The organism is Variovorax rhizosphaerae (assembly GCF_037889975.1).
In the GTDB taxonomy this organism is placed as follows: domain Bacteria; phylum Pseudomonadota; class Gammaproteobacteria; order Burkholderiales; family Burkholderiaceae_C; genus Variovorax; species Variovorax rhizosphaerae.
Map to the genome: position 1 here is coordinate 112,246 of NZ_JBBKZT010000002.1, position 22,649 is coordinate 134,894.

General features: G+C 67.1%; 23 protein-coding genes. 18 read left to right on the forward strand and 5 right to left on the reverse strand.

The genetic code is table 11. From position 1 onward, the window contains the following. Positions 1 to 48: 48 nt before the first annotated feature. Positions 49 to 705, forward strand: coding sequence for a ribosome biogenesis factor YjgA (yjgA, locus tag WKW82_RS04350; RefSeq protein ID WP_340341026.1), 657 nt, complete (start codon positions 49 to 51; stop codon positions 703 to 705). Between the two features lie 122 nt (positions 706 to 827). Continuing rightward, positions 828 to 1,412, forward strand: coding sequence for a molybdopterin adenylyltransferase (mog, locus tag WKW82_RS04355; RefSeq protein ID WP_340341027.1), 585 nt, complete (start codon positions 828 to 830; stop codon positions 1,410 to 1,412). 335 nt (positions 1,413 to 1,747) lie between these two features. Here the strand turns inward: mog and cysE are convergent, their stop codons facing one another. Further along, on the reverse strand, positions 1,748 to 2,566 hold the full coding sequence (cysE, locus tag WKW82_RS04360) for a serine O-acetyltransferase (protein ID WP_340341028.1): 819 nt from the start codon (positions 2,564 to 2,566) through the stop codon (positions 1,748 to 1,750). Further along, positions 2,550 to 3,317: an RNA methyltransferase gene (locus WKW82_RS04365; protein WP_340341029.1), complete on the reverse strand. Its 768-nt coding sequence runs from the start codon at positions 3,315 to 3,317 to the stop codon at positions 2,550 to 2,552. Before WKW82_RS04365 ends, cysE begins: the two co-directional genes overlap by 17 nt. A 115-nt stretch (positions 3,318 to 3,432) precedes the next feature. On the opposite strand from WKW82_RS04365, the gene WKW82_RS04370 reads away from it, so the two are divergent. The 7 genes from WKW82_RS04370 to WKW82_RS04400 all read left to right on the forward strand — a co-directional run bounded on the left by WKW82_RS04370 (position 3,433) and on the right by WKW82_RS04400 (position 10,242). Further along, positions 3,433 to 4,449 (forward strand): inositol monophosphatase family protein, encoded by a 1,017-nt coding sequence (locus WKW82_RS04370; RefSeq protein ID WP_340341030.1) that lies wholly within the window; start codon positions 3,433 to 3,435, stop codon positions 4,447 to 4,449. Beyond that, positions 4,449 to 6,731 (forward strand): FUSC family protein, encoded by a 2,283-nt coding sequence (locus WKW82_RS04375; RefSeq protein ID WP_422823408.1) that lies wholly within the window; start codon positions 4,449 to 4,451, stop codon positions 6,729 to 6,731. The genes WKW82_RS04370 and WKW82_RS04375 overlap by 1 nt, the downstream gene beginning before the upstream one ends. A gap of 145 nt (positions 6,732 to 6,876) precedes the next feature. Then, a complete protein-coding gene (locus WKW82_RS04380) occupies positions 6,877 to 7,983 on the forward strand; it encodes a mechanosensitive ion channel family protein (protein ID WP_340341032.1) in 1,107 nt (368 codons plus the stop codon). A gap of 1 nt (position 7,984) precedes the next feature. Then, entirely contained in the window at positions 7,985 to 8,164 is a 180-nt protein-coding gene (locus WKW82_RS04385; protein ID WP_340341033.1) for a hypothetical protein, read from the forward strand. A gap of 132 nt (positions 8,165 to 8,296) precedes the next feature. After that, on the forward strand, positions 8,297 to 8,722 hold the full coding sequence (locus WKW82_RS04390) for a DUF1810 domain-containing protein (protein ID WP_340341034.1): 426 nt from the start codon (positions 8,297 to 8,299) through the stop codon (positions 8,720 to 8,722). A gap of 90 nt (positions 8,723 to 8,812) precedes the next feature. Then, positions 8,813 to 9,406: a PadR family transcriptional regulator gene (locus WKW82_RS04395; RefSeq protein WP_340341035.1), complete on the forward strand. Its 594-nt coding sequence runs from the start codon at positions 8,813 to 8,815 to the stop codon at positions 9,404 to 9,406. 2 nt (positions 9,407 to 9,408) lie between these two features. Beyond that, positions 9,409 to 10,242: a siderophore-interacting protein gene (locus WKW82_RS04400; protein WP_340341036.1), complete on the forward strand. Its 834-nt coding sequence runs from the start codon at positions 9,409 to 9,411 to the stop codon at positions 10,240 to 10,242. Between the two features lie 65 nt (positions 10,243 to 10,307). Here WKW82_RS04400 and WKW82_RS04405 read toward each other — a convergent pair whose 3' ends face one another. Then, positions 10,308 to 10,820: a MarR family winged helix-turn-helix transcriptional regulator gene (locus WKW82_RS04405; protein ID WP_340341037.1), complete on the reverse strand. Its 513-nt coding sequence runs from the start codon at positions 10,818 to 10,820 to the stop codon at positions 10,308 to 10,310. An 83-nt stretch (positions 10,821 to 10,903) separates the two neighbouring features. Between WKW82_RS04405 and WKW82_RS04410 the strand changes: the two genes are divergently transcribed. The 4 genes from WKW82_RS04410 (at position 10,904) to WKW82_RS04425 (ending at position 14,453) form a co-directional block, all read left to right on the forward strand. Then, a complete protein-coding gene (locus tag WKW82_RS04410; RefSeq protein ID WP_340341038.1) occupies positions 10,904 to 11,902 on the forward strand; it encodes a Bug family tripartite tricarboxylate transporter substrate binding protein in 999 nt (332 codons plus the stop codon). 90 nt (positions 11,903 to 11,992) lie between these two features. Continuing rightward, positions 11,993 to 12,373, forward strand: coding sequence for a hypothetical protein (locus tag WKW82_RS04415; RefSeq protein ID WP_340341039.1), 381 nt, complete (start codon positions 11,993 to 11,995; stop codon positions 12,371 to 12,373). Then, the gene (locus WKW82_RS04420; RefSeq protein WP_340341040.1) at positions 12,370 to 13,695 is read left to right on the forward strand and encodes a sulfatase family protein; all 1,326 of its coding nucleotides are present in this window, start codon (positions 12,370 to 12,372) and stop codon (positions 13,693 to 13,695) included. Before WKW82_RS04415 ends, WKW82_RS04420 begins: the two co-directional genes overlap by 4 nt. A 242-nt stretch (positions 13,696 to 13,937) precedes the next feature. Further along, entirely contained in the window at positions 13,938 to 14,453 is a 516-nt protein-coding gene (locus tag WKW82_RS04425; RefSeq protein ID WP_340341041.1) for a hypothetical protein, read from the forward strand. 6 nt (positions 14,454 to 14,459) lie between these two features. Here the strand turns inward: WKW82_RS04425 and WKW82_RS04430 are convergent, their stop codons facing one another. Together WKW82_RS04430 and WKW82_RS04435 are read right to left on the reverse strand one after the other, a co-directional pair. Then, positions 14,460 to 15,986 carry a DHA2 family efflux MFS transporter permease subunit gene (locus WKW82_RS04430; protein ID WP_340341042.1) on the reverse strand — a complete coding sequence of 509 codons (1,527 nt, stop codon included), beginning with the start codon at positions 15,984 to 15,986 and terminating at the stop codon, positions 14,460 to 14,462. A 55-nt stretch (positions 15,987 to 16,041) separates the two neighbouring features. After that, positions 16,042 to 16,509, reverse strand: a complete 468-nt coding sequence (locus WKW82_RS04435) for a MarR family winged helix-turn-helix transcriptional regulator (RefSeq protein ID WP_340341043.1) — start codon at positions 16,507 to 16,509, stop codon at positions 16,042 to 16,044. A gap of 204 nt (positions 16,510 to 16,713) precedes the next feature. Here WKW82_RS04435 and WKW82_RS04440 point away from each other — a divergent pair, with 204 nt between their 5' ends. From WKW82_RS04440 to WKW82_RS04460, 5 genes are all read left to right on the forward strand, one after another. Continuing rightward, positions 16,714 to 16,983: an XRE family transcriptional regulator gene (locus tag WKW82_RS04440; protein WP_340341044.1), complete on the forward strand. Its 270-nt coding sequence runs from the start codon at positions 16,714 to 16,716 to the stop codon at positions 16,981 to 16,983. After that, complete coding sequence (locus WKW82_RS04445; protein ID WP_340341045.1) at positions 16,973 to 18,229, forward strand: type II toxin-antitoxin system HipA family toxin; 1,257 nt, start codon at positions 16,973 to 16,975, stop codon at positions 18,227 to 18,229. Before WKW82_RS04440 ends, WKW82_RS04445 begins: the two co-directional genes overlap by 11 nt. A 119-nt stretch (positions 18,230 to 18,348) precedes the next feature. Continuing rightward, the gene (gene mutS, locus WKW82_RS04450; RefSeq protein WP_340341455.1) at positions 18,349 to 20,943 is read left to right on the forward strand and encodes a DNA mismatch repair protein MutS; all 2,595 of its coding nucleotides are present in this window, start codon (positions 18,349 to 18,351) and stop codon (positions 20,941 to 20,943) included. Positions 20,944 to 20,976: 33 nt separating this feature from the next. Continuing rightward, a complete protein-coding gene (locus WKW82_RS04455) occupies positions 20,977 to 21,804 on the forward strand; it encodes a proteasome-type protease (protein WP_340341046.1) in 828 nt (275 codons plus the stop codon). 18 nt (positions 21,805 to 21,822) lie between these two features. Further along, a complete protein-coding gene (locus WKW82_RS04460; RefSeq protein WP_340341456.1) occupies positions 21,823 to 22,629 on the forward strand; it encodes an alpha/beta hydrolase in 807 nt (268 codons plus the stop codon). Positions 22,630 to 22,649 lie beyond the last annotated feature (20 nt).

The window sequence follows — 22,649 nt, forward strand, 5'->3', positions numbered from 1 at the left end:
AAGGCCCGTTCCGGATTTCCGGAACGCGCCCAATCCCCACGCCTGCACATGTCACGCAAACCCAAAAAAGGCTATTTCGTCCGTGGCCACTTCGTTGCCGAAGGCAGCGAACTCGACCTTGAACTCAAGCGCGAGCTCAAAGGCACCGACGAAGCCAGCAAGACCGAACTCAAGCGCGAAAGCGCCGAACTGCAAAAGATCGGCGAAGACCTGTTGAACCTGCGCGCCGGCCTGTTCGACCCGTTGCCGCTCGGCGAGAAGCTGGCCGACGCGATCCGCGAAGCCAAGCGCATCACCAACTTCGAAGGCAAGCGCCGCCAGATGCAGTTCATCGGCAAGCTGATGCGCGGCCTCGACCCTGAAGTGCTCGATGCCGTGCGCGCCGCACTGGCCGAGCAACACCGTGCCCCCGCAGAGGAGACAGCCATGTTGCATGAAGCAGAACGCTGGCGCGACCGCCTGATCGCCGACGACGACGCCCTCGGCGGCTGGATCGAAACCCATCCTGCCACCGACGCGCAACAACTGCGCGCCCTGGTGCGCCAGGCCCGCAAGGACATCAAGGCCGGCCCGCCCGGCGAAGCCCCGCGCCAGGGCAAGGCCTACCGCGACGTGTTCCAGATCGTGCGCGAGCAATTGGCTGCGCACGGCAATGCCGACCACGTGGCCCAGTCGGAAGACCTGGAGCGCGAGGACGACGCTTAGGGGCCACTGCCCCAAGGCGCTGCGTCCCTTGCAGCGCCGGCCGGTCGCCGCTGCACGAGGCATTACCGGCGGCCAGGCAAGGCCAGCCCTGGAATATCAAGAAACCTGATTGGAGTTGTGGTGTGAGCTTTGATGAAGTGCGAATCGGCATCGTCTCGATCAGCGACCGCGCGTCGAGCGGCGTCTACGAAGACAAGGGCCTGCCGGCGTTGAAGGACTGGATGTCGCGGGCGCTGCTGAATCCGATCACCTTCGAGTCCCGCCTGATTCCCGACGAGCAGGCCGCCATCAGCGCCGCCTTGATCGAACTGGTCGACGCCGGCTGCTCGCTGGTGCTGACCACTGGCGGCACCGGCCCCGCGTTGCGCGACGTGACGCCTGAGGCCACGCTTGCCGTGGCCCACAAGGAAATGCCCGGCTTCGGCGAGCAGATGCGCCAGATCAGCCTGCATTTCGTGCCGACCGCGATCCTGTCGCGCCAGGTGGCCGTGATCCGCGACAAGTGCCTGATCCTCAACTTGCCGGGTCAGCCGAAGTCGATCGCGGAAACGCTGGAGGGCTTGAAGGACGCCGAGGGCAAGCAGATCGTGCCGGGCATCTTCGCGGCCGTGCCGTACTGCATCGACCTGATCGGCGGACCGTATTTCGATACGGACGACAGCATCTGCAAGGCTTGGCGGCCGAAGACGGCAATTCGGCCGAAGTAAGGGGCCAAGGTCGCCTGCGCCCAACGCCCGCGCTCTTGCCTGGGCAGTCGAACGGGCCGGGTCAGCAAGCGACGGGGATGTCCGCACACCCCCAAGCCCGGTATGCGGTGCGGGTCGGGTGACCCTTCTGCGGTGCTGAAGCGCGCAGCGTTTGGCGGACGAGGGCCACATGCTGTTTGAGCGAAGCGAGTTCATGTGGACCCCGCCAAACGCGAGCACTGGAAGGGAGCCCCGAAGGGGCCGCCGCAGTAGGGTCGCACGGCCCGTGCCGCATGCCGGGCGCTCCCCGCAGTGAGCACGGGATTCAACGGCGCATCGCACGCCTCAAGCGCAAGCTACTTGCCCACCAACTCCGTCAGCTTCTCCGCCTCAAAGCACTCATCCCGCGCCGCATCCCCCGGCACGCAATCCGACTTCTTCCCCCGCTCCGCAGACAGCGTCTCGATCGCCTGCCACAGCAACGCGATCTGATGCTCCTGCGACGAGGCGTTGTCGATCAGCCCACGCATGGCCAGCGACAACGGATCGTCGCTCTGCGTCACCCCATAGGCCAGGAACGTCTCCCCGTTCTCGCCCGAAGCACGATCAGCCTTGGCCGGAATGATCCGCGCCGGAATACCCACCGCCGTCGCGCCCGCCGGCACCGGCTTGATCACCACCGCATTGGCGCCGATGCGCGCCCCATCGCCCACGGTGAACCCGCCCAGCACCTTGGCCCCAGCGCTGACGACCACATTGCGCCCCAGCGTCGGATGCCGCTTCGTCCCCTTGTAGAGCGAAGTCCCGCCCAGCGTCACGCCCTGGTAGATCGTGCACCCATCGCCGATCTCGGCCGTCTCGCCCACCACCACACCCATGGCATGGTCGAAGAACACCCGCTCGCCGACCTTCGCCGCCGGATGGATCTCGATCCCCGTCATCCACCGCGAGAAATGCGAGATGAAGCCGCCCAGCCACCGCAGCCCATGGTTCCAACACCAGTGCGCCGGACGATGCAGCACCACGGCATGCAGGCCGGGATAGAGCGTCAACACTTCCCATGCCGAATGGGCGGCCGGGTCGCGCTCGAGGATGCATTGGATGTCGGAGCGGATTCGGGCAAACATCTTTGGGTGATATCGATAGGGGAAGCAAAGTCTAAGGTGCGCCGGCATCACCTACGGGCGCTGTGGATTCCCCCTCCACGGGAGGGCGATGCGGGTCCACCATCGCCTTGGCAATGCCGCGCAGGATGTGGATCTCCTCCTGCGTCGGTTGCGCGCGATTGAAAAGCTGTTGCAGCCGGGGCATCAGCTTCTTCGGTGCCGAGGGGTCCAGGAAACCGATCTGCACCAGTGAACGCTCCCAATGCGCCAGCATGCCCGCCACGGCCTGCGCGTCAGCCGGAACGTGCTCCGGCGTCGCATCGCGCACCTCGAAGCCACCCAGCGCCAGTCGCCATTCATACGCGATCAACTGGATCGCCGCCCCCAGGTTCAAGGAGCCAAAGGCAGGATCGGCCGGAATGCTCAGCGCCACGTTGCAGCGGTACACGTCCTCATTGCGCATGCCGAAGCGCTCCGACCCGAACAGGAAAGCCACGTGTTGTCCATCGCCCCTCGCCAGCGGCTCCAGGTGCTCGCGCGGCGTGCGCGTTGGCGGCCCGAAGTCACGCGGGATCATCGCCGTGGCGCACAGGTGCGTGATGCCGTCAAGCGCCTCGGCCAGCGTCTCGACGATGCGGGCGTTGGCCAGCACATCCAGCGCGCCGCTGGCCCGCTGGATCGTCTCCTCCCGCCGCAACACATTGGCCCAGCGCGGGGCCACCAGCACCAGGTCGCCGAAGCCCATGGTTTTCATCGCCCTCGCGGCGGCGCCGACGTTGCCGGCATGGCTGGTCTGGATCAGAATGAAGCGGGTGCGCATGAGCTGGAAATGGGGGCTGAAGGGGACGTGCCGGGTAAACTCGGGGATTGTCGCCGCCCGCATCGCCGGGTCGCATCCACCGGTCTCCCTGGCCCCGCGTTCTTTCTCACAGTCCATGTCTTCACCCAATCTGCATCCCATGATCAATGTGGCCATCAAGGCCGCACGCGCCGCGGGCGCCATCATCAATCGCGCCGCGCTCGACGTCGAGGCCGTGCGCGTCTCGCAGAAGCAGGTGAACGACTTCGTGACAGAGGTGGACCACGCGAGCGAACGCGTGATCATCGAAACCATCATGACGGCCTACCCCGGCCACGGCATCCTGGCCGAGGAATCGGGCACCGAGCACGGCGCCAAGGATTCGGAATTCGTCTGGATCATCGACCCGCTCGACGGCACCACCAACTTCATCCACGGCTTCCCGGTGTACTGCGTGTCGATCGCGCTGTCGGTCCGCGGCAAGATCGAACAGGCCGTCATCTACGACCCGAGCCGCAACGACCTGTTCACCGCCACCAAGGGCCGCGGCGCCTTCATGAACGACCGACGCATCCGCGTGAGCAAGCGCACCCGCATGAACGAGTGCCTGATCTCCACCGGCTTCCCGTTCCGCACCGGCGACAACTTCAAGCAGTACCTGGCCATCATGGCCGACCTGATGCCGCGCGCCGCCGGCCTGCGCCGCCCGGGTTCGGCCGCGCTGGACCTGGCCTACGTGGCCGCGGGCTTCAGCGACGCCTTCTTCGAAACCGGCCTGAACCCGTGGGACATCGCCGCCGGCTCGCTGCTGGTGACCGAGGCCGGTGGCCTGATCGGCAACTTCACCGGCGAGCCCGACTTCCTCGACCAGCGCGAATGCCTGGCCGGCAATCCGAAGATCTACGGCCAACTGGTGCCGCTGCTGACCAAATATTCGAAGTTCGCCGGTGTCGACGACAAGATGGCGGCCAGCGACCGCATCCGTGCCGTCGACTCGTCGAAGGACCTCTACGCCCGTAGCACGGTCGACTTGCAGCAGCCTGATGGCAGCGACGGGTCCGCAGCACCCGCAAGCGCGGCAGCGCCGGCGCCGCGCAAGCTGACCCGCGCCCGTCCGCCCGTCGCCGCGCCGGCCGATCCCGCCGGCGAGTGATGCAAGGGGTGGCGCCACACGCCACTGCGGCGCTGCGCACCCGCGCCGCGTTGCGTGTTGCGTTGAGCCACTATGTTGCGAACGGCCTGTCCGTTGCGCTCGGGCTGTTCCTGATCTCCGGCGCGGTGCACCTGTGGCTGGGCGCCATCGCCAGCGCCGCGGCCACCGTCGGCGTGATCGTGGCCACGCCGCCCGACGCGCCCGGCCCGCGGCGCGGCAAGTTCCTGCAGATGCTGCCGGCACCGCTGCTGTCTATCCCGCTGTTCTTTGCGGTGCAGATGCTGCACACCATGCCGATCCGGCTGGGCATGGTGCTGATTCCCGCCACCTTCATCGCCTTCAGCGCCATGGCCTGGGGCAAGCGCGGCATCCCGATCGCCATCGCCGTGATGTTCGCGATGATCTTCTCGATGGCGACGCCCGCGCCGACGGGATTGCAGGAAGCGCTCGATCGCACCGCCCACTTCGCGCTCGGCGCCGGGCTCTACGTGGTCTATGCCACGCTGGCCAACCTCGCCATGAACGGGCGCTATCGCACGCTGCTGATCGCGGACGTGCTGTATTCGATGGCGGCGCTGATGCGCACCGAGGCCAGCCAGTTCAAGGCGCCTGACGAGACCAGCGACGTGCGCGACACGCCCGCGCCGCTGCTCGGCCTGCTGTTGCAGCAGACCGCCGCATTCGCCGACCAGATCCAGGGCGCACGCGACATTGCGCTCGAATCGCCACGCACGCCCCGGCGCCAGCGGCTGGCCGGCATGCTGGTGGTGGTGCTGGAGATGCGCGACCAGTTGCTGGCCAGCGAACTCGACCTGGACGCGCTCACCCAGTTGCCCGAGCATGCGCCGGCGCTGGCCGAGATGCGCAGCGTGCTGGAGCAGTTGTCCGATGAGGTCGTCGCGATCGCCGACGCGATGCTGATGTTCCGCACGCCGGGCCCGCTGGCCGACCTTCGGCCGCGCCTGTCGATGATCCACCTGCCGGCGGACCACCCGCACGCCCCGCCGCATGCCGGCCCGTCGCCCGCCGTGCTGGCACGCGGCCTGGCCAACCGCATCGGCCACATCAACGACGAGGTGCTGAAGCTGAACAAGCTCATGCGCCACGAGATCGAGCCCGACCTGGCCGTGGTGCGCGCCAACTGGCGGGTGTTCGTGAGCCCGACCGCCTGGTCCTGGCGGCCTTTCCTGGCGCTGTGGCATTGGGACGCGCCGCCGCTGCGCCACGCCATCCGGGCCACGCTCGCGATCGCGGTCGGCTACACCATTGCCGTCTTCATGCCCTGGGGCTCGCACGACTACTGGATCCTGCTCACCATCGTGGTGGTGCTGCGCGGGAGCCTCTCCCAGACGCTGGAACGGCGCAATGCCCGCGTGGCCGGCACCCTGCTGGGTTGCGTGCTGGCCGTCGGCCTGCTGGCGACGCATCCGTCGGCCATGTTGCTGCTCGCCTGCGTGACCTTCGCGCAGGCGATTGCGCATGGTTTCGCAGTGCGCAAGTACCTGGTCACGTCCGTGGCAGGCACTGTGCTCGGCCTGGTGCAGGCGCACCTGCTGAACATGGGCGCGAGCACGACCTTCGCGCTGGTCGAGCGCATCGCGGACACGCTGATCGGCGTCGCGGTGTCGTGGGCCTTCTGCTACGTGCTGCCGTCGTGGGAGCGCGGCCAGCTTCCCGACCTGGTGAGGCGCACCTTGGTCGCGCAGGCATTGCATGCCCGGCTCGCGCTGGGGCTGGGGCAGTTGCATGACATCGACAACAGCATCGAGCTTGAATGGCGGCTGGCGCGGCGCGAAGCCTTCGACAGCCTATCCGCGCTGGTGCAGGCCACCCAGCGCTCGCTGGCCGAGCCGCGCGCCGTGCGCCCGCCCATGGAACCGCTCGAACACCTGCAGGCCCACAGCTACCAGTTGCTCGCACAGCTCAGCGCGATCAAGTCGATGCTGGTGCTGCGGCGCGACCGGCTCACGCCGGCCGATATCGAAGGGCCGCTGCTGCGTACCGCGGAGCGCATCGAGTCGCTGATCGGCAGCGCACCGATCGCGTCCACGCCGATGCCCACGAGCGCGCCCGCCACCGCATTGGGCGGCGCGATTCCGCTGCCCGACCCGTTCGAGAACGACATCAGCCCATGGCTGCTGCGCCGGCTCGACCTGGCCACGGGCATTGCGACGCAGATCCGGGATGACGCGGCGCGCATCCTGCAGCCGTCGTCGGCGACGGCCGCCGCGCCGCCTGCCGCCACGCCAGTTGCGGGCACCGTCCCGCACGAAGCGGCATGAGTGCCGCGCCGCGCCCCAGGCAAGCTCGCGCCGCCGTCGGCGGCAAGAAGGACGCACATGCGCCAAGCGTGGGGGCCCGCCGGGGGTCTACGCAAGGCCGCCCCAGACCCTGCCGGCCCGCAGCGCGGAGCACCCAGGTTTCCCGATGAACGCACAACTGCTGCTGGAACATCCCTGGTTCGGCACCTGGCTGGCCGCCCTGGTCGCGGTGCCTGCAGCGCTGATCGCCTATCGCATCGGCGGGCTGGTGCTGATGCGCGTGACGCGACCGACGCCCGGCTTGAATGCGATGGTCGACAAGGCGCGCTCGGCGGCGCGCTGGGCGCTGCCGCTGGTCGCATTGCAGATGGTGTGGCAGGCCGCGCCGGACGACCTGCGCTACATCAATACCGTGCGGCACCTGAATGGGCTGCTGGTGATCGCCGCGCTGACCTGGCTGCTGGTGCGGGCCATCTCGGGCTTCACCGAAGGCCTGCTGACCAAGTACCCCGCGAACGTCGCGGACAACCTGAACGCGCGCCGCATCCACACGCAGGCGCGCGTGCTGTCGCGCACTGCCGTGGGGATGGTGTTGGTCGCGGGTGTGTCGCTGGTCCTGATGACTTTTCCGGGAGCGCGGCAGGTCGGCGCCAGCCTGCTGGCGTCGGCCGGCATCATCGGCCTGATCGTCGGCCTGGCGGCCAAGCCGGTGTTCAGCAACCTCATCGCCGGGCTGCAGATCGCGCTGGCGCAGCCGATCCGCCTCGACGACGTGCTGGTGGTCGAGGGCGAATGGGGCACGGTCGAGGAAATCACCGGCACCTTCGTCGTGATGAAGCTGTGGGACGACCGGCGCCTGATATTGCCGCTCAGCTATTTCATCGAGAAGCCGTTCCAGTGCTGGACGCGGCACACCGCGCAGTTGCTCGGCTCGGCCTTCATCTACGTCGACTACGGCACGCCGCTGGCGCCTCTGCGCGCGGAGTTGGAGCGCATCGTGCGCGCGGCGCCGGAATGGGACGGCCGCACCTTCGTGCTGCAGGTGACCGACGTCACCGAACGCAGCATGCAGGTGCGCATGCTGGCCACGGCGGCGACGGCGGGATTGGCCTTCGACCTGCGCTGCCGCATTCGCGAAGGGATGATGACCTTCATGCAGCGTGAATACCCACAACACCTGCCCAAGCTTCGGACGGAGGAGGCCGGCGCGGGGTCGTATGCTGAAGGCCCGCCGGCACCGGAAGGCACGCCGGCCATCGCCTCAAGGAGCTGAATTGAAAAAGATCCTGCTTGCCGCCATCTCCGCGGCCGTGCTCTGCCTCGTGGCCGGCTGCGGCACCGCGCCATCTTCACCGGCCAACGGCAGCCAGGGCGCCGGCACTTCGACCGGCGGGAGCGGCGTCGAGGTCTTCGGCACCATCGACGCGGGCGTCTCGCACTACCGCACGCGCTGACGGCCATGCGCACCGCCCGGCCGCTCGAAGCCGCTGGCACCGCAACGCACAGCGTGGAGAGTTCTCAATGAGCGCCGCGCCGGGCCGCCGCAAGCAAGCTCGCACCGCAGCGCACACCCCGGATCTTGCTGAATGACCGACCAGGCCGCCCTGCAACGCTTCGTCGATGCACAGGCGCCGGTCTACGACACCGTGCTGGCCGAGCTGAGCGCAGGTCGCAAGCGCAGCCACTGGATGTGGTTCATCTTTCCCCAACTCGACGGACTGGGGCACAGCGCGATGGCCCGGCGCTATGCGATCGCGTCGCTGGCCGAGGCGCGCGACTACCTGCGGCATCCGCTGCTCGGGCCACGTCTGGAGGCCTGCAGCGCACTGGTGCTCGATGTGGCCGACACGCCGCTCGACCTCATCCTCGGCCCGCCGGACGACCTCAAGTTCCGGTCATCGATGACGCTCTTTGCCAAGGCCGCGCCGGAGAAGACGGTGTTCGACGCGTGCCTGCGCAAGTACTTCGGCGGCGTCCCGGACCCACGCACTCTCGCGCTGCTGGAACCCTGAACACATCAGGGTCGTCTCTGCTTTCGACTTGATTTAGATTCGATTTAGATATATCGTAACTGCATCTAAACAAGCAATCAGGATTTGCAAATGCGCCATTTCAAGAACTTCGAGCGCTGCATCCGTCGTGGCGAACACGGCGACGGCCCCGGTGCCGGCGGGCGGGGCCGAGGCGATCACCATCGAGACGGCATGCGCGAGGGCATGCGTGGCGGCGGTCGCGTGTTCGGCCACGGCGGCCTGCGCTTCGTGCTGCTGCAGCTGATCGCCGACAAGCCCAGCCACGGCTACGAACTGATCAAGTCGATCGAAGACCGTCTCGGCGGCAGCTACAGCCCGAGCCCGGGCACCGTCTACCCCACGCTCACCCTGCTGGAAGAACTCGGCTACCTCACCGTGGACGAGGCCGATGCCGGCGGACGCAAGCGCTACAGCATCACCCCGGCGGGCCAGGACTTCCTGGCCGAGAACCGCGTGACGGCCGATGCGATGCTGGCCCGCATGCAGGGCGGCGTCGACGGCGCCGGCCCGCGCGGCGGACGGCCGCCGCAGGTGACGCGGGCCATCGAAAACCTCAAGCTCGCGATGCGCATGCGCCTCTCGCGCGAGCCCCTCACACCGGCGCAAGCCAGCGCCTTCGCGGCCGTGCTCGACAGCGCGGCCCAGCAACTGGAACAAATCTGACGATGAGCACCACCCTCACCACCCTCCCCGCCCGCCTGCCGCATCGCGTGCGGCATCCGCTGCGTTTTCGCAAGCTCGAAGTGCACACCGTGCAGCGCGTCACGCCGCACCTGGTGCGCATCACGCTCACCGGCGATGCGCTCGAAGGCTTCATCAGCCTGGGCTTCGACGACCACGTCAAGCTCACGCTGCCCGACGCCGTGACCGGCGTGCTGACCGTGCCGACCATCGGCGCCGATGGCAGCCCGTCTTGGCCGCCCGGCCCCAAGGCCGTCATGCGCGACTACACGCCGCGCCGCTTCGATGCCGAGGCGCGCCTGCTGGAAATCGACTTCGCCTTGCACGAAGCGGGGCCCGCCACGCGCTGGGCCGAACAGGCGCAACCGGGCCAGGTCATCGGCATCGGCGGACCGCGCGGCTCCTTCGTCGTGCCGATGGATTTCGACTGGCACCTGCTGGTCGGCGACGACACCGCCTTGCCCGCGATCTCGCGCCGACTCGCCGAACTGCCCGCCGGCGCGCGTACGCTGGTGCTGGCCGAGGTAGATGGCCCGGACGATCACATTGCGCTGGAAAGCCGCGCCGATGTCGACCTGGTCTGGGTGCATCGGGAAGATGCCGGGGCGAACTCGTCGGAGCCGCCCTTGCTGACCGCGTTGCGCAACACGCGCCTGCCGACCGGCGACTTCCATTGCTGGGTCGGGTGCGAGTCCGCCGACGCCAAGGCCGTGCGCGCCCACCTCGTCAACGAGTGCGGGGCCAATCCGAAGTGGATCCGCGCGTCGGGTTACTGGCGCCGGGGTGCCGCCGCGACGCATGATTCGCACGACGAGTGAGGCTGCGGAAGTGCGTCCGCGGCGGGATCACGCCGACAGCGTGCGTGAGGCGCGGAGCATTGACCTCAGTCGCGCTCCGCTGAAGGCACGCCGCCCCGACGGCGGCGGTCCGCTTTCGGCAAGTCAGCCGCTGCCACCAGCGCATCGGCCTGGGCTTGCAAGCGCCGCAGCGCATCGTCCAGCGAAGTGCGTGCCGCATCGTCCAGCACGCTCATCAACTGCGCATTGATCTCCGTCGCCAGCGGAAAGAGTTCGGCATGCAAGGTCTCGCCCTTCGGCGTGAGCCGCAGCACGACATGCCGCTTATCGCCGACCGGCTGGCTGCGCGAGACCAGCCCCTTCGCGACCAGCGTCCCCACCGCCTTGGAGGTACGGCCCCGGTCGAGCTGCACATGCTCGGCCAGTTGCGAGGACCCGAGCGCGCCGCGACTGGCAAGCGTCGCGATCAGCCGCCATTCGCGCCGCGTGATGCCGAAGCGTCCTTCGCACAAGCGGATCACCATGCCGCCCGCCACCGACAACAGGCGGCTGATGCGATAGAGCAGCAGGTCGTCGAGCGGGCGCGGCGCTTCGGCCATCGGGTAAGTCCGGGGAATGGTTGATTAGATGAATCAATTGTCGGCGCTCTAAAGTGAGCCCAAGCCCACAAGGAGACACATCGATGCGCATCGGACCGGACCTGCAGCGCCGCCGCCTGAACACCACGCTGGCCGCCATCGGCGCGATGGCCCTCACGCCCTTCGCCATGGCGCAGAACGCCATGACGCCGGGCACGCCGATCAAGGTGCTGATCGGCGTGCCGGCCGGCGGCACGCAGGACGTGCTGACGCGTGCCATCGCGCAGCAGGTGCGGGACTCGCTGGGCCCGCTCATCGTCGACAACCGCTCGGGTGCGGCGGGCCGCATCGCGGTCGAGGCGGTGAAGTCGGCGGCGCCCGATGGCCACACGCTGCTGCTGGGAACGGCCGGCATGATGACCATGTACCCGAGCGCCTACAAGAACCTCTCGTACGACCCGGTGAAGGACTTCCAGCCGATCATCAATGCAGCCCGCTTCGAGTTGGCGCTGGTGGTCAACAAGGACGTGCCGGCCAACACGCTGGCCGAGTTCGTCACCTGGGCCAAGGCGCAGGGCGGCGCGGTCAGCTTTGCCTCGTACGGCGCCGGCACGCCCTCGCACTTCCTTGGCGAGATGCTGAACCGCTCGGCCGGCCTGAAGATGGTGCATGTGCCGTACCGCGGCTCGACGCCGGCGCGGCAGGACGTGATGGGCGGCAGCATCCCGGTCTACTTCGACACCGTCGGCGGCGCGCTGCAGATGCTGCCGAGCGGCCGCGTGAAGGTGCTCGCGACGAGCGGCGACAAGCGTTCGCCGCTGATGCCGAGCCTGCCGACCTTCGTCGAGGCGGGCTACAAGGATGTGATCGCGACCGCTTGGTTCGCCTACTACGCACCGGCGAAGACACCGAAGCCGATCGTCGAGCAACTGCGTGCCGAATTCATGCGCGCCGTGAACACGCGCGAGGTACGCCAGCAACTTCTGCAGAACGGCATGTATCCCACCGGCGACACCGCCGACGCCCTGCTGAAGACCATGCGCGAAGACACGACGCGCTGGGCCACGATCATGAAAGCCGTCGACTTCCAGGCCAACGATTGAACGCCACCCTCCGTCAAGCTCAACGCCTTCCCACCAGGCGCTGCCAGTGAACATGCTTCATCGATCCATCTCCGGGCTCCGCCAGTGAACATGCTTCATCGATCCATCAAATGGGTGATGCTTGCCTCGGGCTTGCTCACCTGCACCATGTTCCAGGCGGCCATTGCGCCAGCGGCCTTCCTGCAATCGACCTTCGGCCAGTCGCTCGACGGGCCGGTCGCGCAGATCGTTGTCCGGAACTGGGGCGTTCTCGTCGGGCTCATGGGTCTCCTGCTCATCCACGGTGCATTTCACGAACCCGCGCGACGCATCGCCTTGCTGGTGGCAGGCACGAGCAAGGTGGCGTTCATCGGCCTCGTTCTCTCCATCGGCCAACAGTTTCTCCAGTTCCAGGCTGGCGTGGCCGTGGCGGTGGACTCCGTCATGGTGTCGCTGTTCGCCATCTACCTTCTCTCTACACGTGCACGATGAACAAACCCAAGCGACCCAACATCATCTTCATCGTGGCCGACGACCTCGGCTTTGCGGACCTCGGCTGCTATGGCGGACGCGACGCCAGCTTCGGCCCGGTGTCGCCCGTGCTCGACGGCCTGGCCGCGCGCGGGATGCGCTTCACGGACGGCTATTCGAACTCGCCCGTCTGCTCGCCGACCCGCTTCGCACTGATGACCGCGCGCTACCAGTACCGCCTGCGCGGCGCGGCCGAGGAACCGATCAACAGCAAGTCCCGCGGCAGCGCCACGCTGGGCCTGCCGCCCGAACATCCCACGCTGCCGTCACTCCTGCGCAAGGCCGGCTACCGCACCGCGCTGGTCGGCAAGTGGCACCTGGGCTATCCGCCCGCCTTCGGGCCGCTGCAATCTGGTTACGAAGAATTCTTCGGACCGTTGTCGGGCGGTGTCGACTATTTCACCCATTGCGACTCGCGCGGCACGCATGACCTGTATGAAGGCGATGAAGAGACGGTCGCCGAGGGCTACCTCACCGACCTGTTCTCGCATCGGGCCGTGGACTACATCGAACGGATGAGCGCGCAGCCTGATCCGTTCTTTCTCTGCCTCACCTACACCGCGCCGCACTGGCCCTGGGAGACGCGCGAGGACGCAGGCATCGCCCCGCAGGTGGCCGACAACCTGTTCCACCTGGACGGCGGCAACGTCGACACCTATCGCCGCATGATTCATCACATGGACGAGGGCATCGGCTGGATCATGGCCGCGCTCCAGAAGGCCGGCATCGCCGACGACACGCTCGTGGTGTTCACCAGCGACAACGGCGGCGAGCGCTTCTCGGACAACTGGCCGCTGGTCGGCGGCAAGATGGACCTGACCGAAGGCGGCATCCGCGTGCCCTGGATCGCGCACTGGCCCGCCGCCATTCACGCTGGCAGCGAAAGCGCCCAGCACTGCATGACGATGGACTGGTCGGCCACGATGCTTGACGTGGCCGGCGCCGCGGCGGACCCGGCGTATCCGCTCGATGGCGTGTCGCTGCTGCCGGTGCTGCGCGACCCTGCCCAGGCCTTTGCGCGGCCCATGCACTGGCGCATGAACCACCGCGACCAGCGTGCGCTGCGCGACGGCGACTGGAAATACCTGCAGGTCGACGGCAACGAATACCTGTTCAACATCCCCGCCGATGCGCGCGAACGGGCCAACCGCGCCAAGCGCGAGCCCGGGCGACTGGCCGCGATGCGCGCCGACTGGCTGGCCTGGAACGCCACCATGCCGCCGATTCCGGCGGACGCCACGGTCAGCCTGGGCTATTCCGCAAAAGACATGCCGCAGCGTTGATACGGCTTCGCCGCAAGGCCGCCCGTGCTGGATCGCCTTGCCGTGCTACCGCACGGTTTGCGGCACGCCGCGTGCGCTGCGCTTGACCAGCTTGGTCAAGAAGTCTCGCGGCGCGCGCTCGCACCCGTTTTTCGCAATGCGCCAGACGGCGCTGGCCATTCGTCCGGTTGACACTCAATTCGACGGAATCGCAGAATTCACGGAGATTGAGAACCTAAGAACTACTCCCGGAGTGAACTGCAATGGATTTGCTTGAGAAGTGGCAACTGATCGGCTGTATGGTCACAGCCGTCGTCCTGCTCGCCTTCCTCTATTGGGGATGGAACCAGAAAGCCATCAAGAGCGAGCAGGCACGGCGCATCGAAGCCGCTCGCATCCGGTCCGGCCACGTGCCGCTCGAGATCCCGACCACGCGCGGCGGCCTGCGAAGCTCCGGCAACACCGACGACCCCGACACGCTGCCCGAGTGGTTCATCCAGGGGTCCGGCGAGCACGCCATGGTCGACGAAACGCCGCGAATGCAGATCCGCTACCTGGACGTCGATGGCAGGAAGGTGCAGAACGTGCTCCAGGTCGAGCAACTCGACCTGCAGAAGAAGCTGATCGTCGGCCACACCGACACCCCCGGAGACGTGCGCAAGATCTTCCTGCACCAGGTGCTGGCCGCGCGCAGTGCGGAGACGGGACAGCGCTTCAATCTCGATACGTGGGTGGAAGCCGTTCGCGTGGCACGCCGCCGCCGCGGGCTGGCGCACTGACCCTTTTCAGTGCGGCACTTCCACCGCCGCGCCTGCGACCGGCGTGCGCTTGGGGCTGCGGATCATCAGCAGCAGCGGGATCGCCGCCAGCGTGATCACCATCATGATCCCGAAGTCGTTCAGGTAGCCGATCAGGGCGCCCTGCCGAGTGACCTCTGCATTGAGCAGCGCCAAGCCACCGATCGTGTCGGGGTTCATCATCGGCGGGAGGCTGGGCAAACCGAGGTTGCCCGGTGACACCGTGGCCGCCAACTGCGCATGCGCCTTGCTGGAGCCTTCAGTCAACAACGCCTGCACGACAGAGATGCCGACGCTGCTGCCGATGTTGCGCAGCAGGCTGAACACCGGCGTGCCCTGGTTGCGCAGGCGCGGCGCCAGCGTCGCGAAGGTGGCGGTCGACAACGGCACGAAGGTGAAGCCGATGCCCAGGCCCTGGATGAAGCCGGACATCACGATCAGCGTGCTGTCCATCTGCAGCGTCAGCCGCGTCATCTGGTAGAGCGAGAACGCCGTGAGGCTGAAGCCGACGGCCATGATGGCGCGCACGTCGTACCGCTGCACCAGCCGCCCGACCAGGATCATCGCGATCATGGTGCCGATGCCGCGCGGTGCCGTGACCTGGCCCGTGTAGATCACCGGATAGCCCATCAACCCCTGCAGGAAGTTGGGCAGCAAGGCCATCGTCGCGAACAGGATCATGCCGACGATGAAGGCGAACAGGAGGCCGGTGACGAAGTTGCGGTCCTTCAGCAGCTCGCGGTCGAGGAAGGACACGCCGCGCACCGTCCACGTATGGACCACGAAGAAGCCGAAAGCAACCAACGCAGCGGCGGCTTCGAGCTTGATCTCCCACGAGTCGAACCAGTCGAGCTGCTCGCCGCGGTCGAGGAACATCTGCAGCATGCCGATGGCCAATGACAGCGTGACGAATCCGAAGACGTCGAGCTTCTCGCCCTTGGGCCGGCTCTCCGGCAGGTAGCGCGCGATGCCCCACAGCGCGAACAGGCCGACCGGCAAGTTGATGAAGAAGACCCAGCGCCAGTCGAAGTTCTCCGTGAGCCAGCCGCCCAGCAGCGGCCCGAGGATCGGTCCGACCATGATCCCGGCGCCCCAGATCGCCATCGCCTGGCCGACCTTCTCGCGCGGGTTGATGTCCAGCAGCACGGCCTGCGACAGCGGCACCAGCGCCGCGCCGAAGATGCCCTGCAGCAGTCGCGCGCCGACGATCTCGACCAGCGAACCGGCCAGCCCGCACAGCGCGGAGGCGATGGTGAAGCCGACCACCGAGATGATGAACACGCGACGCCGGCCCCAGTGGCCGCACAGCCAGCCGGTGAGCGGCAACGCAATGGCCGAAGCAACGATGTAGGAAGTCAGCACCCAGGTGATCTGGTCCTGCGAGGCTTGCAGGCTGCCCTGCATGTGCGGCAGCGCGACGTTGGCGATCGTGGTGTCGAGCGCCTGCATGATGGTCGCCAGCATGATCGAGAGGGTGATCATGCCGCGGTGCGGGAAGCTGGCGGGGGTGGTCATCGGCTGACCTCCGCGCTGCGCACTGCGGTATCCGCCTTGGGAGCGGCCCGGCGGCTCATGGCTTCCCCTCCGTCTCGCTCGCCGCGGCCACGAGTCCGCTGCGCACCTTGCCGAGCAAGGCCAGCAACTGGGCGCGTTCGGCCGGCTCCAGCACGCTGAGCGTCTTGGCCTGCAGGCTGTCGCTGATGGTCAGCGCGCCGTCCAGCGCCTTGCCGGCGCTGGGCTCGAGGTGGATCAGGTTGATGCGACGGTCGGTCGCGCTGGGCTCGCGCCGGATCCAGCCGGCGGCGGCCATGCGGTCGCACAGCGTGGCCACGGCCATGGTGCTGAGGCCCAAGCGCTGCGCCAACTCGGTCTGCGACAGGGTACCGTCCTCGTCGTTCATCGCCAGCACGCCGAGCAACCGGCATTGCGCCCGCGACAGGCCAATGCGTTCGCGCGCAAGGCGGTCGAAGGCTTCGCCGTGGAGCTTGGCGACGTCATTGACCAGGAAGCCGAAGCGCTGGGTGAAATCTCTCTTCATAAGCTTGTCGATTATAAGCATGCTTATTAAATTGCATTCACCGGTGGCCAAGCAAGGCACGCACCAATTTGCCATGATGCGAGATGATCAATAAAATGTCTTTTAAACCGTATTAAGAACGTTTTATTGATGTCCAAGCATAGCCCTGCCCTCATAGCCCTGCCTGAAGAGGCACAGGCGGCCCTGGTACGCACCGGCCAACGCTTGCGCGCACACCGCGTCCAGCGCGCCTGGACAGTGGCCGAAACGGCAAAGCGCCTGTTTTGCTCACCCACCACCTGGCGAGCCCTGGAGGCCGGCAAGCCGGGCACCAGCATCGGCCTCTTTGCGCAGGCGCTTTGGTTGTTCGGGGAACTGGAATCACTGGACGGCGTGGCGCCAGCACCTGCCGGATTGGCTTCCAACCGCCGGGTGCGCCGGCCGGCCGGCAAGCTTGCCCCAGGCGTGATCGGAGAGGCCGAACGTGATTTCTGAAGCCGGCTCCATGGAACGCAGCCTCTACGTCGGCGTTGCACAAGGTGGGCCAGCGGAGGTGCAGCCCGTGGGCCTGCTGAAATTGGCCCGGCACGGCGTGATGGAGTCGGGCGAGTTCGCCTATGGCCGCCGCTACCTGCTGCAAACCGACGCGCTGGCATTGAACCCGGACCATCTCCCGCTGCGCGATGCCCCATTCGTGTTGCCCGAACGGCGCATCCGGGACGGCGGCGCCATGCCCCTGACCTTGCGCGATGCACTGCCCGACAGTTGGGGGCGCAAGGTGCTGGAGGTGCAGCAAGGCAGGCCGCTATCGGACATCGACGCCCTGCTGCTCACGAACGAGGACCGCGTCGGTTCGATGGTGTTCGCAGAGTCCTTGCCCATCCGGCCGGACACACCGACAACCGCGCTGCTGTCGCTCGCCGAACTGGCGGACGCCTCACGGCGCATCGAGGCAGGAATGGAAGTCACACCGCGCATGCAGCAACTGCTGCGAGGCGGCAGCCTGGGCGGCACGCGACCCAAGGCCACTTTCGTGCACGAGGGTCGCCGGCACATTGCCAAGTTCGCGTCGCGCGGGGACGAGCACGACATGGAAATCGTCGAGGCCGCGACACTCGGGCTTGCCAGGTATTGCGGCATCACAGTGCCGAGCTTCCTGTTGCAGTCCCTGGCCACGGGCGGCAATGCCTTGCTGGTCCAGCGCTTCGATCGCGTCGGCCCCGTGGCCGACGAGCGACGCTTGCACTATCTTTCGTCGTCCGCGTTGCTGGACGTGCCCTACGAATCCAGCGGCGGCAGCTACGTCGAACTGGCCCAGTCACTGCGTCGCCTGTCCGCAAGCCCCGAGCAGGACGTTCGCGAACTGTTTCGCCGCATGGTTTTCAACCTGTGCGTGGGCAACAGCGACGACCACGTGAAGAACCACGGCATGCTGCGCCGGGGCGATGGTTCGTGGCGGCTGGCGCCTGCTTTCGACCTTGTCGCGCAGTTGGCCGGTCACACCGGCTACCAGGAACTGGCGATCCTGCCCGGCCGGCACGCATCGAGCCTTGCATTGGCACGCGAGGCGGCACCGCATTTCGGGCTGACGCAGGCGTCGGCGGAGGCGTTGATCCAATCGATCAGCGCCACGGTGGCCGAACAGTCGCAGGCTTCTCTCCAGGCTGCTGGCGCCAACCCCACGCTTGGCAAGCGCTGTGCGACCTTCATCGCGCAGCAAGCCGAGCGCATCCGCGCCTGAATGTCGCGGAAAATCCCCGCCAGACTTCTTTCGCCCACGCTGCCCGGCGTCGGCCTTCCAGGAAACGGATTCCCGTCTTGACTTCGATTTCGCCAGCCGAGCTGGCATCCCATACGCCCATGATGGGCCAGTACCTGCGCCTCAAAGCGGACCACCCGGACACCCTCCTGTTCTACCGGATGGGCGATTTCTACGAGCTGTTCTGGGCCGATGCCGAGAAGGCCGCGCGCCTGCTCGACATCACGCTGACACAACGCGGCCAGTCGGCCGGCCAGCCGGTGGTGATGTGCGGCGTGCCCTTCCACGCGGTCGACACCTACCTGGCACGGCTCATCAAGCTCGGCGAATCGGTCGCGATCTGCGAGCAGGTTGGTGAGGTCGGTGCGAGCAAGGGGCCGGTCGAGCGCAAGGTCATGCGGGTCGTGACACCGGGCACGCTGACCGACTCCGAACTGCTCAATGACCGCAGCGAATCGCTGCTGCTCTCCGTGCATGCCGGCACGCGCAACTTCGTCGGACTTGCCTGGCTCAGCGTGACGGGTGCGGACCTGCACCTGGCCGAATGCCCGGCCGATGCGCTGGAAGCCTGGATCGGGCGCATCGCGCCGAGCGAAGTGCTCTACAGCGCCGAAGTCACGCCGGCCTTCGAGAACCGGCTGAAGGCGGCGCGTTCCGGCACCGCGCCCTTCACGCTGTCGATCCGGCCCGCGTGGCAGTTCGACGGCGGCCTGGGCGAACGCAAGCTCAGCGAGCAACTGGCGAGCGTGAGCCTCGCGGCATGGAACGCCGAAGGGCTGGTCAATGCCCACGCGGCGGCGTCCGCCCTGCTCGGCTATGCGGAGCACACGCAAGGCCGTGCGCTGACCCACCTTCAGCGCCTCGTGGTCGAGCGCGACGGCGAACTGATCGAACTGCCGCCCACCACGCGCCGCAACCTTGAACTCGTGCAGACGCTGCGCGGCGAAGACTCGCCGACGATGTTCTCGCTGCTCGACACCTGCATGACCGGCATGGGCAGCCGTCTGCTCAAGCGCTGGTTGCTGGCGCCGCGGCGCGACCGCAGCGAGGCGCAGGCCCGACTGGAAGCCATTGCCGCGTTGCAGGCGCCCGCTGCGGGCAGCACCGCCCTGCCCTGGCGTACGCTGCGCGAGCAGCTCAAGAACACCAGCGACGTCGAGCGCATCGCCGCGCGTATCGCCTTGCGCCAGGTGCGCCCGCGCGAGCTCGTGGCGCTGCGCCTGGCGCTCGCCAAGACCGAACAGCTGGCGCCCGCGCTGCCGGGCTTTGCTTCATTGCTCGCAGGCATCTGCAACGACTTCGCAGCACCACCCGGCTGCGCGGAATCACTGGTCAGCGCGATCAAGCCCGACCCGTCCGCGCTCGTGCGCGACGGCGGCGTGATCGCCACCGGCCACGATGCCGACCTCGACGAGCTGCGCGCCATCAGCGACAACTGCGACGACTTCCTGCTCAAGCTCGAAGTCGAGGAGCGCGAACGCACCGGCATCAGCAACCTGCGGGTGCAGTTCAACCGCGTGCACGGCTTCTACATCGAGGTCACGCAGAGCATGCTGTCCAAGGTGCCGGACAACTACCGCCGCCGCCAGACGCTGAAGAATGCCGAGCGCTTCATCACGCCGGAGCTCAAGACCTTCGAGGACAAGGCGCTGTCGGCGCAGGACCGCGCGCTGGCCCGCGAGAAGTACCTGTACGAACAGTTGCTTGACGCACTGCAAGCCCATGTCCCTGCGCTGACCCGATTGGCCAGCGCACTGGCCACCCTCGACGCCCTCTGCGCCCTGGCCGAACGCTCGCACACGCTGAACTGGCGCGCCCCCGCCTTCGTGGCACACCCGTGCATCGAGATCACCGGCGGCCGGCATCCCGTGGTCGAGGCGCGGCTCGCTGAAAAATCCGCCGGCAACTTCATCGCCAACGACACCAGGATGGGCCCGCAACAGCGCATGCAGGTCATCACCGGCCCGAACATGGGCGGCAAGTCGACCTACATGCGGCAGGTGGCGATCATCGTGCTGCTGGCCTCCATCGGCAGCCACGTGCCGGCCACGGCCTGCCGGCTCGGCCCGATCGACGCGATCCACACGCGCATCGGCGCGGCGGACGACCTGGCCAATGCGCAGTCGACCTTCATGCTGGAAATGACCGAGGCCGCGCAGATCTTGCACGGTGCCAGCGCTCAATCGCTGGTGCTGATGGACGAGATCGGCCGCGGCACCAGCACCTTCGACGGCCTTGCGCTGGCGGCCGGCATCGCGGCGCAACTGCATGACCGCACCAAGGCCTTCACGCTGTTCGCCACGCACTACTTCGAGCTGACCGAGTTCCCGGCCACGCACCATGCCGCCGTCAACATGCACGTGAGCGCGACCGAGTCGGGCCGCGACATCGTGTTCCTGCACGAGATGCAGCCCGGCCCGGCCAGCAAGAGCTACGGCATCCAGGTCGCGCGCCTGGCCGGCATGCCGGCGGCCGTGGTCAACCATGCACGACAGGCGCTGGAAGCCCTGGAAGCGCAGCAGACCCAGACCCGCGCGCAGGTCGACCTGTTCGCGCCACCACCGGAGGTCGCGCCACCGGCAAGCAGCGCCGTAGAATCCGCGCTGGCTGCGCTCGACCCCGACGCGATGAGCCCCAGGGAGGCGCTCGAGGCGCTCTACACACTCCAAAGACTGAACGCACGAACCACGGGCTGACGAACGGGCCCGATTCGTGCACAGAGACTGCTCATGACATATTGCGTAGGCATCAAACTGAACGCCGGCCTGGTGTTCCTCTCCGACTCGCGCACCAACGCCGGCGTCGATCACATCAGCACCTTCCGCAAGATGATCGTGTACGAGCAGCCAGGCGACCGCTTCATGGTGCTGCTGTCGGCGGGCAACCTGAGCATCTCGCAGTCGGTGCGCGAGATCCTGCAGATCGAGGAATTGCAGGAGCCCAATGGCGGCCCGCCCATCACGATCTGGAACGCGAAGAGCATGTTCGATGCGGCCCGCGTGCTCGGCTCGGCTGTGCGCCACGTCTACGACCGCGATGCCGAGGCGTTGAAGCATGCGGGCCTGGACTTCAACGTGTCCTTCGTCTTCGGCGGCCAGGTCAAGGGCGAAGGCATGCGCCTGTTCCTCGTCTACTCGGCCGGCAACTTCATCGAGGCCACCAACGAGACGCCCTACTTCCAGGTCGGTGAATCAAAGTACGGCAAGCCGGTGCTCGACCGCGTGCTCACGCCCGAGACCCCGCTCGACGAGGCCGCCAAGTGCGCGCTGGTATCGATGGACTCGACCATGAAGTCCAACCTCTCGGTCGGCCTGCCGCTGGACCTCGTGGTCTACGAAGCCAACAAGCTGCAGACCGACCGCGTGATCTGCATCGACGCCGAGAACCCCTACTACCGCATGATGCACAACAGCTGGGGCCAGAAACTGCGCGAGGTGTTCGACAGCATCGAGGACCCGGTCTGGGACGACGCCGTCTCCGAGCATCCGCTAAAGATGCCGGCCGCGCGCCACAGTGCGCTGCGCAAAATCTCCACGCCCGAAGAAAAGCTCATCTAAATCTCGTTCAATCCCGTGCTGCCCTCCATCGTCTTCTCCCACGGCAACAGCTTCCCGGCCAGCACCTACCGCGTGATGCTCGACAGCCTGCGCAACCGCGGCTTCGAGGTCGACGCGATCGAGAAATTCGGCCACGACCCGAAGTACCCCGTCACCGACAACTGGCCGAACCTGGTGCAGCAGCTTGCCGACTTCACCAAAGCGCGGATCGGCAAGAAGAAGAGTGGCCCGGTGTTCCTGGTCGGCCATTCGCTCGGCGGCTTCCTGAGCCTGATGTGCGCGGCCCAGCATCCGGAACTGGCGAAGGGTGTGGTGCTGCTCGATTCACCACTCCTTGGCGGCTGGCGTGCGGACACACTGGGCTTTGCCAAGCTCTCGCCCTTCATGCAGCAGATGTCACCGGGCGCGGTGAGTCGCAAACGCAGGACCACCTGGGCCCATCGCGATGAAGTGTTCGAGCATTTCCGCAGCAAGAAGGCCTTCGCGAAATGGGATGCGCAGGTGCTGCACGACTACATCGACCACGGCACGCTGGAGGCCGATGACTCACGCGTGCTGAGCTTCGACCGCGACGTGGAAACGGCCATCTACAACACCATTCCGCACAACCTTGGCAGCCTGCTGCGGAAGCACCCGCTCAAATGCCCGGCCGCTTTCATCGGCGGGCGCCAGTCGCGCGAGATGAAGGCGGTGGGCATGCAGATGACCGAGAAGGTCACGCATGGCCGCATCAGCATGCTGGACGGGACCCACTTGTTCCCGATGGAAAAGCCGATCGCCACGGCGGCTGCGGTCGAGGCGGCGTTGCGCAACTTGCTGGGCTGAAGCGCCTCGGAGCTTGCGCG

What these genes read in the sequence shown, in the direction of transcription:
- yjgA (WP_340341026.1), top strand. Translation starts at nt 49, where the DNA reads ATGTCACGCAAACCCAAAAAAGGCTATTTCGTCCGTGGCCACTTCGTT.
- cysE (WP_340341028.1), bottom strand. Translation starts at nt 2,566, where the DNA reads ATGCCGGCGCACCTTAGACTTTGCTTCCCCTATCGATATCACCCAAAG.
- WKW82_RS04365 (WP_340341029.1), bottom strand. Translation starts at nt 3,317, where the DNA reads ATGCGCACCCGCTTCATTCTGATCCAGACCAGCCATGCCGGCAACGTC.
- WKW82_RS04370 (WP_340341030.1), top strand. Translation starts at nt 3,433, where the DNA reads ATGTCTTCACCCAATCTGCATCCCATGATCAATGTGGCCATCAAGGCC.
- WKW82_RS04375 (WP_422823408.1), top strand. Translation starts at nt 4,449, where the DNA reads ATGCAAGGGGTGGCGCCACACGCCACTGCGGCGCTGCGCACCCGCGCC.
- WKW82_RS04380 (WP_340341032.1), top strand. Translation starts at nt 6,877, where the DNA reads ATGAACGCACAACTGCTGCTGGAACATCCCTGGTTCGGCACCTGGCTG.
- WKW82_RS04390 (WP_340341034.1), top strand. Translation starts at nt 8,297, where the DNA reads ATGACCGACCAGGCCGCCCTGCAACGCTTCGTCGATGCACAGGCGCCG.
- WKW82_RS04395 (WP_340341035.1), top strand. Translation starts at nt 8,813, where the DNA reads ATGCGCCATTTCAAGAACTTCGAGCGCTGCATCCGTCGTGGCGAACAC.
- WKW82_RS04400 (WP_340341036.1), top strand. Translation starts at nt 9,409, where the DNA reads ATGAGCACCACCCTCACCACCCTCCCCGCCCGCCTGCCGCATCGCGTG.
- WKW82_RS04405 (WP_340341037.1), bottom strand. Translation starts at nt 10,820, where the DNA reads ATGGCCGAAGCGCCGCGCCCGCTCGACGACCTGCTGCTCTATCGCATC.
- WKW82_RS04410 (WP_340341038.1), top strand. Translation starts at nt 10,904, where the DNA reads ATGCGCATCGGACCGGACCTGCAGCGCCGCCGCCTGAACACCACGCTG.
- WKW82_RS04415 (WP_340341039.1), top strand. Translation starts at nt 11,993, where the DNA reads ATGCTTCATCGATCCATCAAATGGGTGATGCTTGCCTCGGGCTTGCTC.
- WKW82_RS04420 (WP_340341040.1), top strand. Translation starts at nt 12,370, where the DNA reads ATGAACAAACCCAAGCGACCCAACATCATCTTCATCGTGGCCGACGAC.
- WKW82_RS04425 (WP_340341041.1), top strand. Translation starts at nt 13,938, where the DNA reads ATGGATTTGCTTGAGAAGTGGCAACTGATCGGCTGTATGGTCACAGCC.
- WKW82_RS04430 (WP_340341042.1), bottom strand. Translation starts at nt 15,986, where the DNA reads ATGACCACCCCCGCCAGCTTCCCGCACCGCGGCATGATCACCCTCTCG.
- WKW82_RS04435 (WP_340341043.1), bottom strand. Translation starts at nt 16,509, where the DNA reads ATGAAGAGAGATTTCACCCAGCGCTTCGGCTTCCTGGTCAATGACGTC.
- mutS (WP_340341455.1), top strand. Translation starts at nt 18,349, where the DNA reads ATGATGGGCCAGTACCTGCGCCTCAAAGCGGACCACCCGGACACCCTC.
- WKW82_RS04455 (WP_340341046.1), top strand. Translation starts at nt 20,977, where the DNA reads ATGACATATTGCGTAGGCATCAAACTGAACGCCGGCCTGGTGTTCCTC.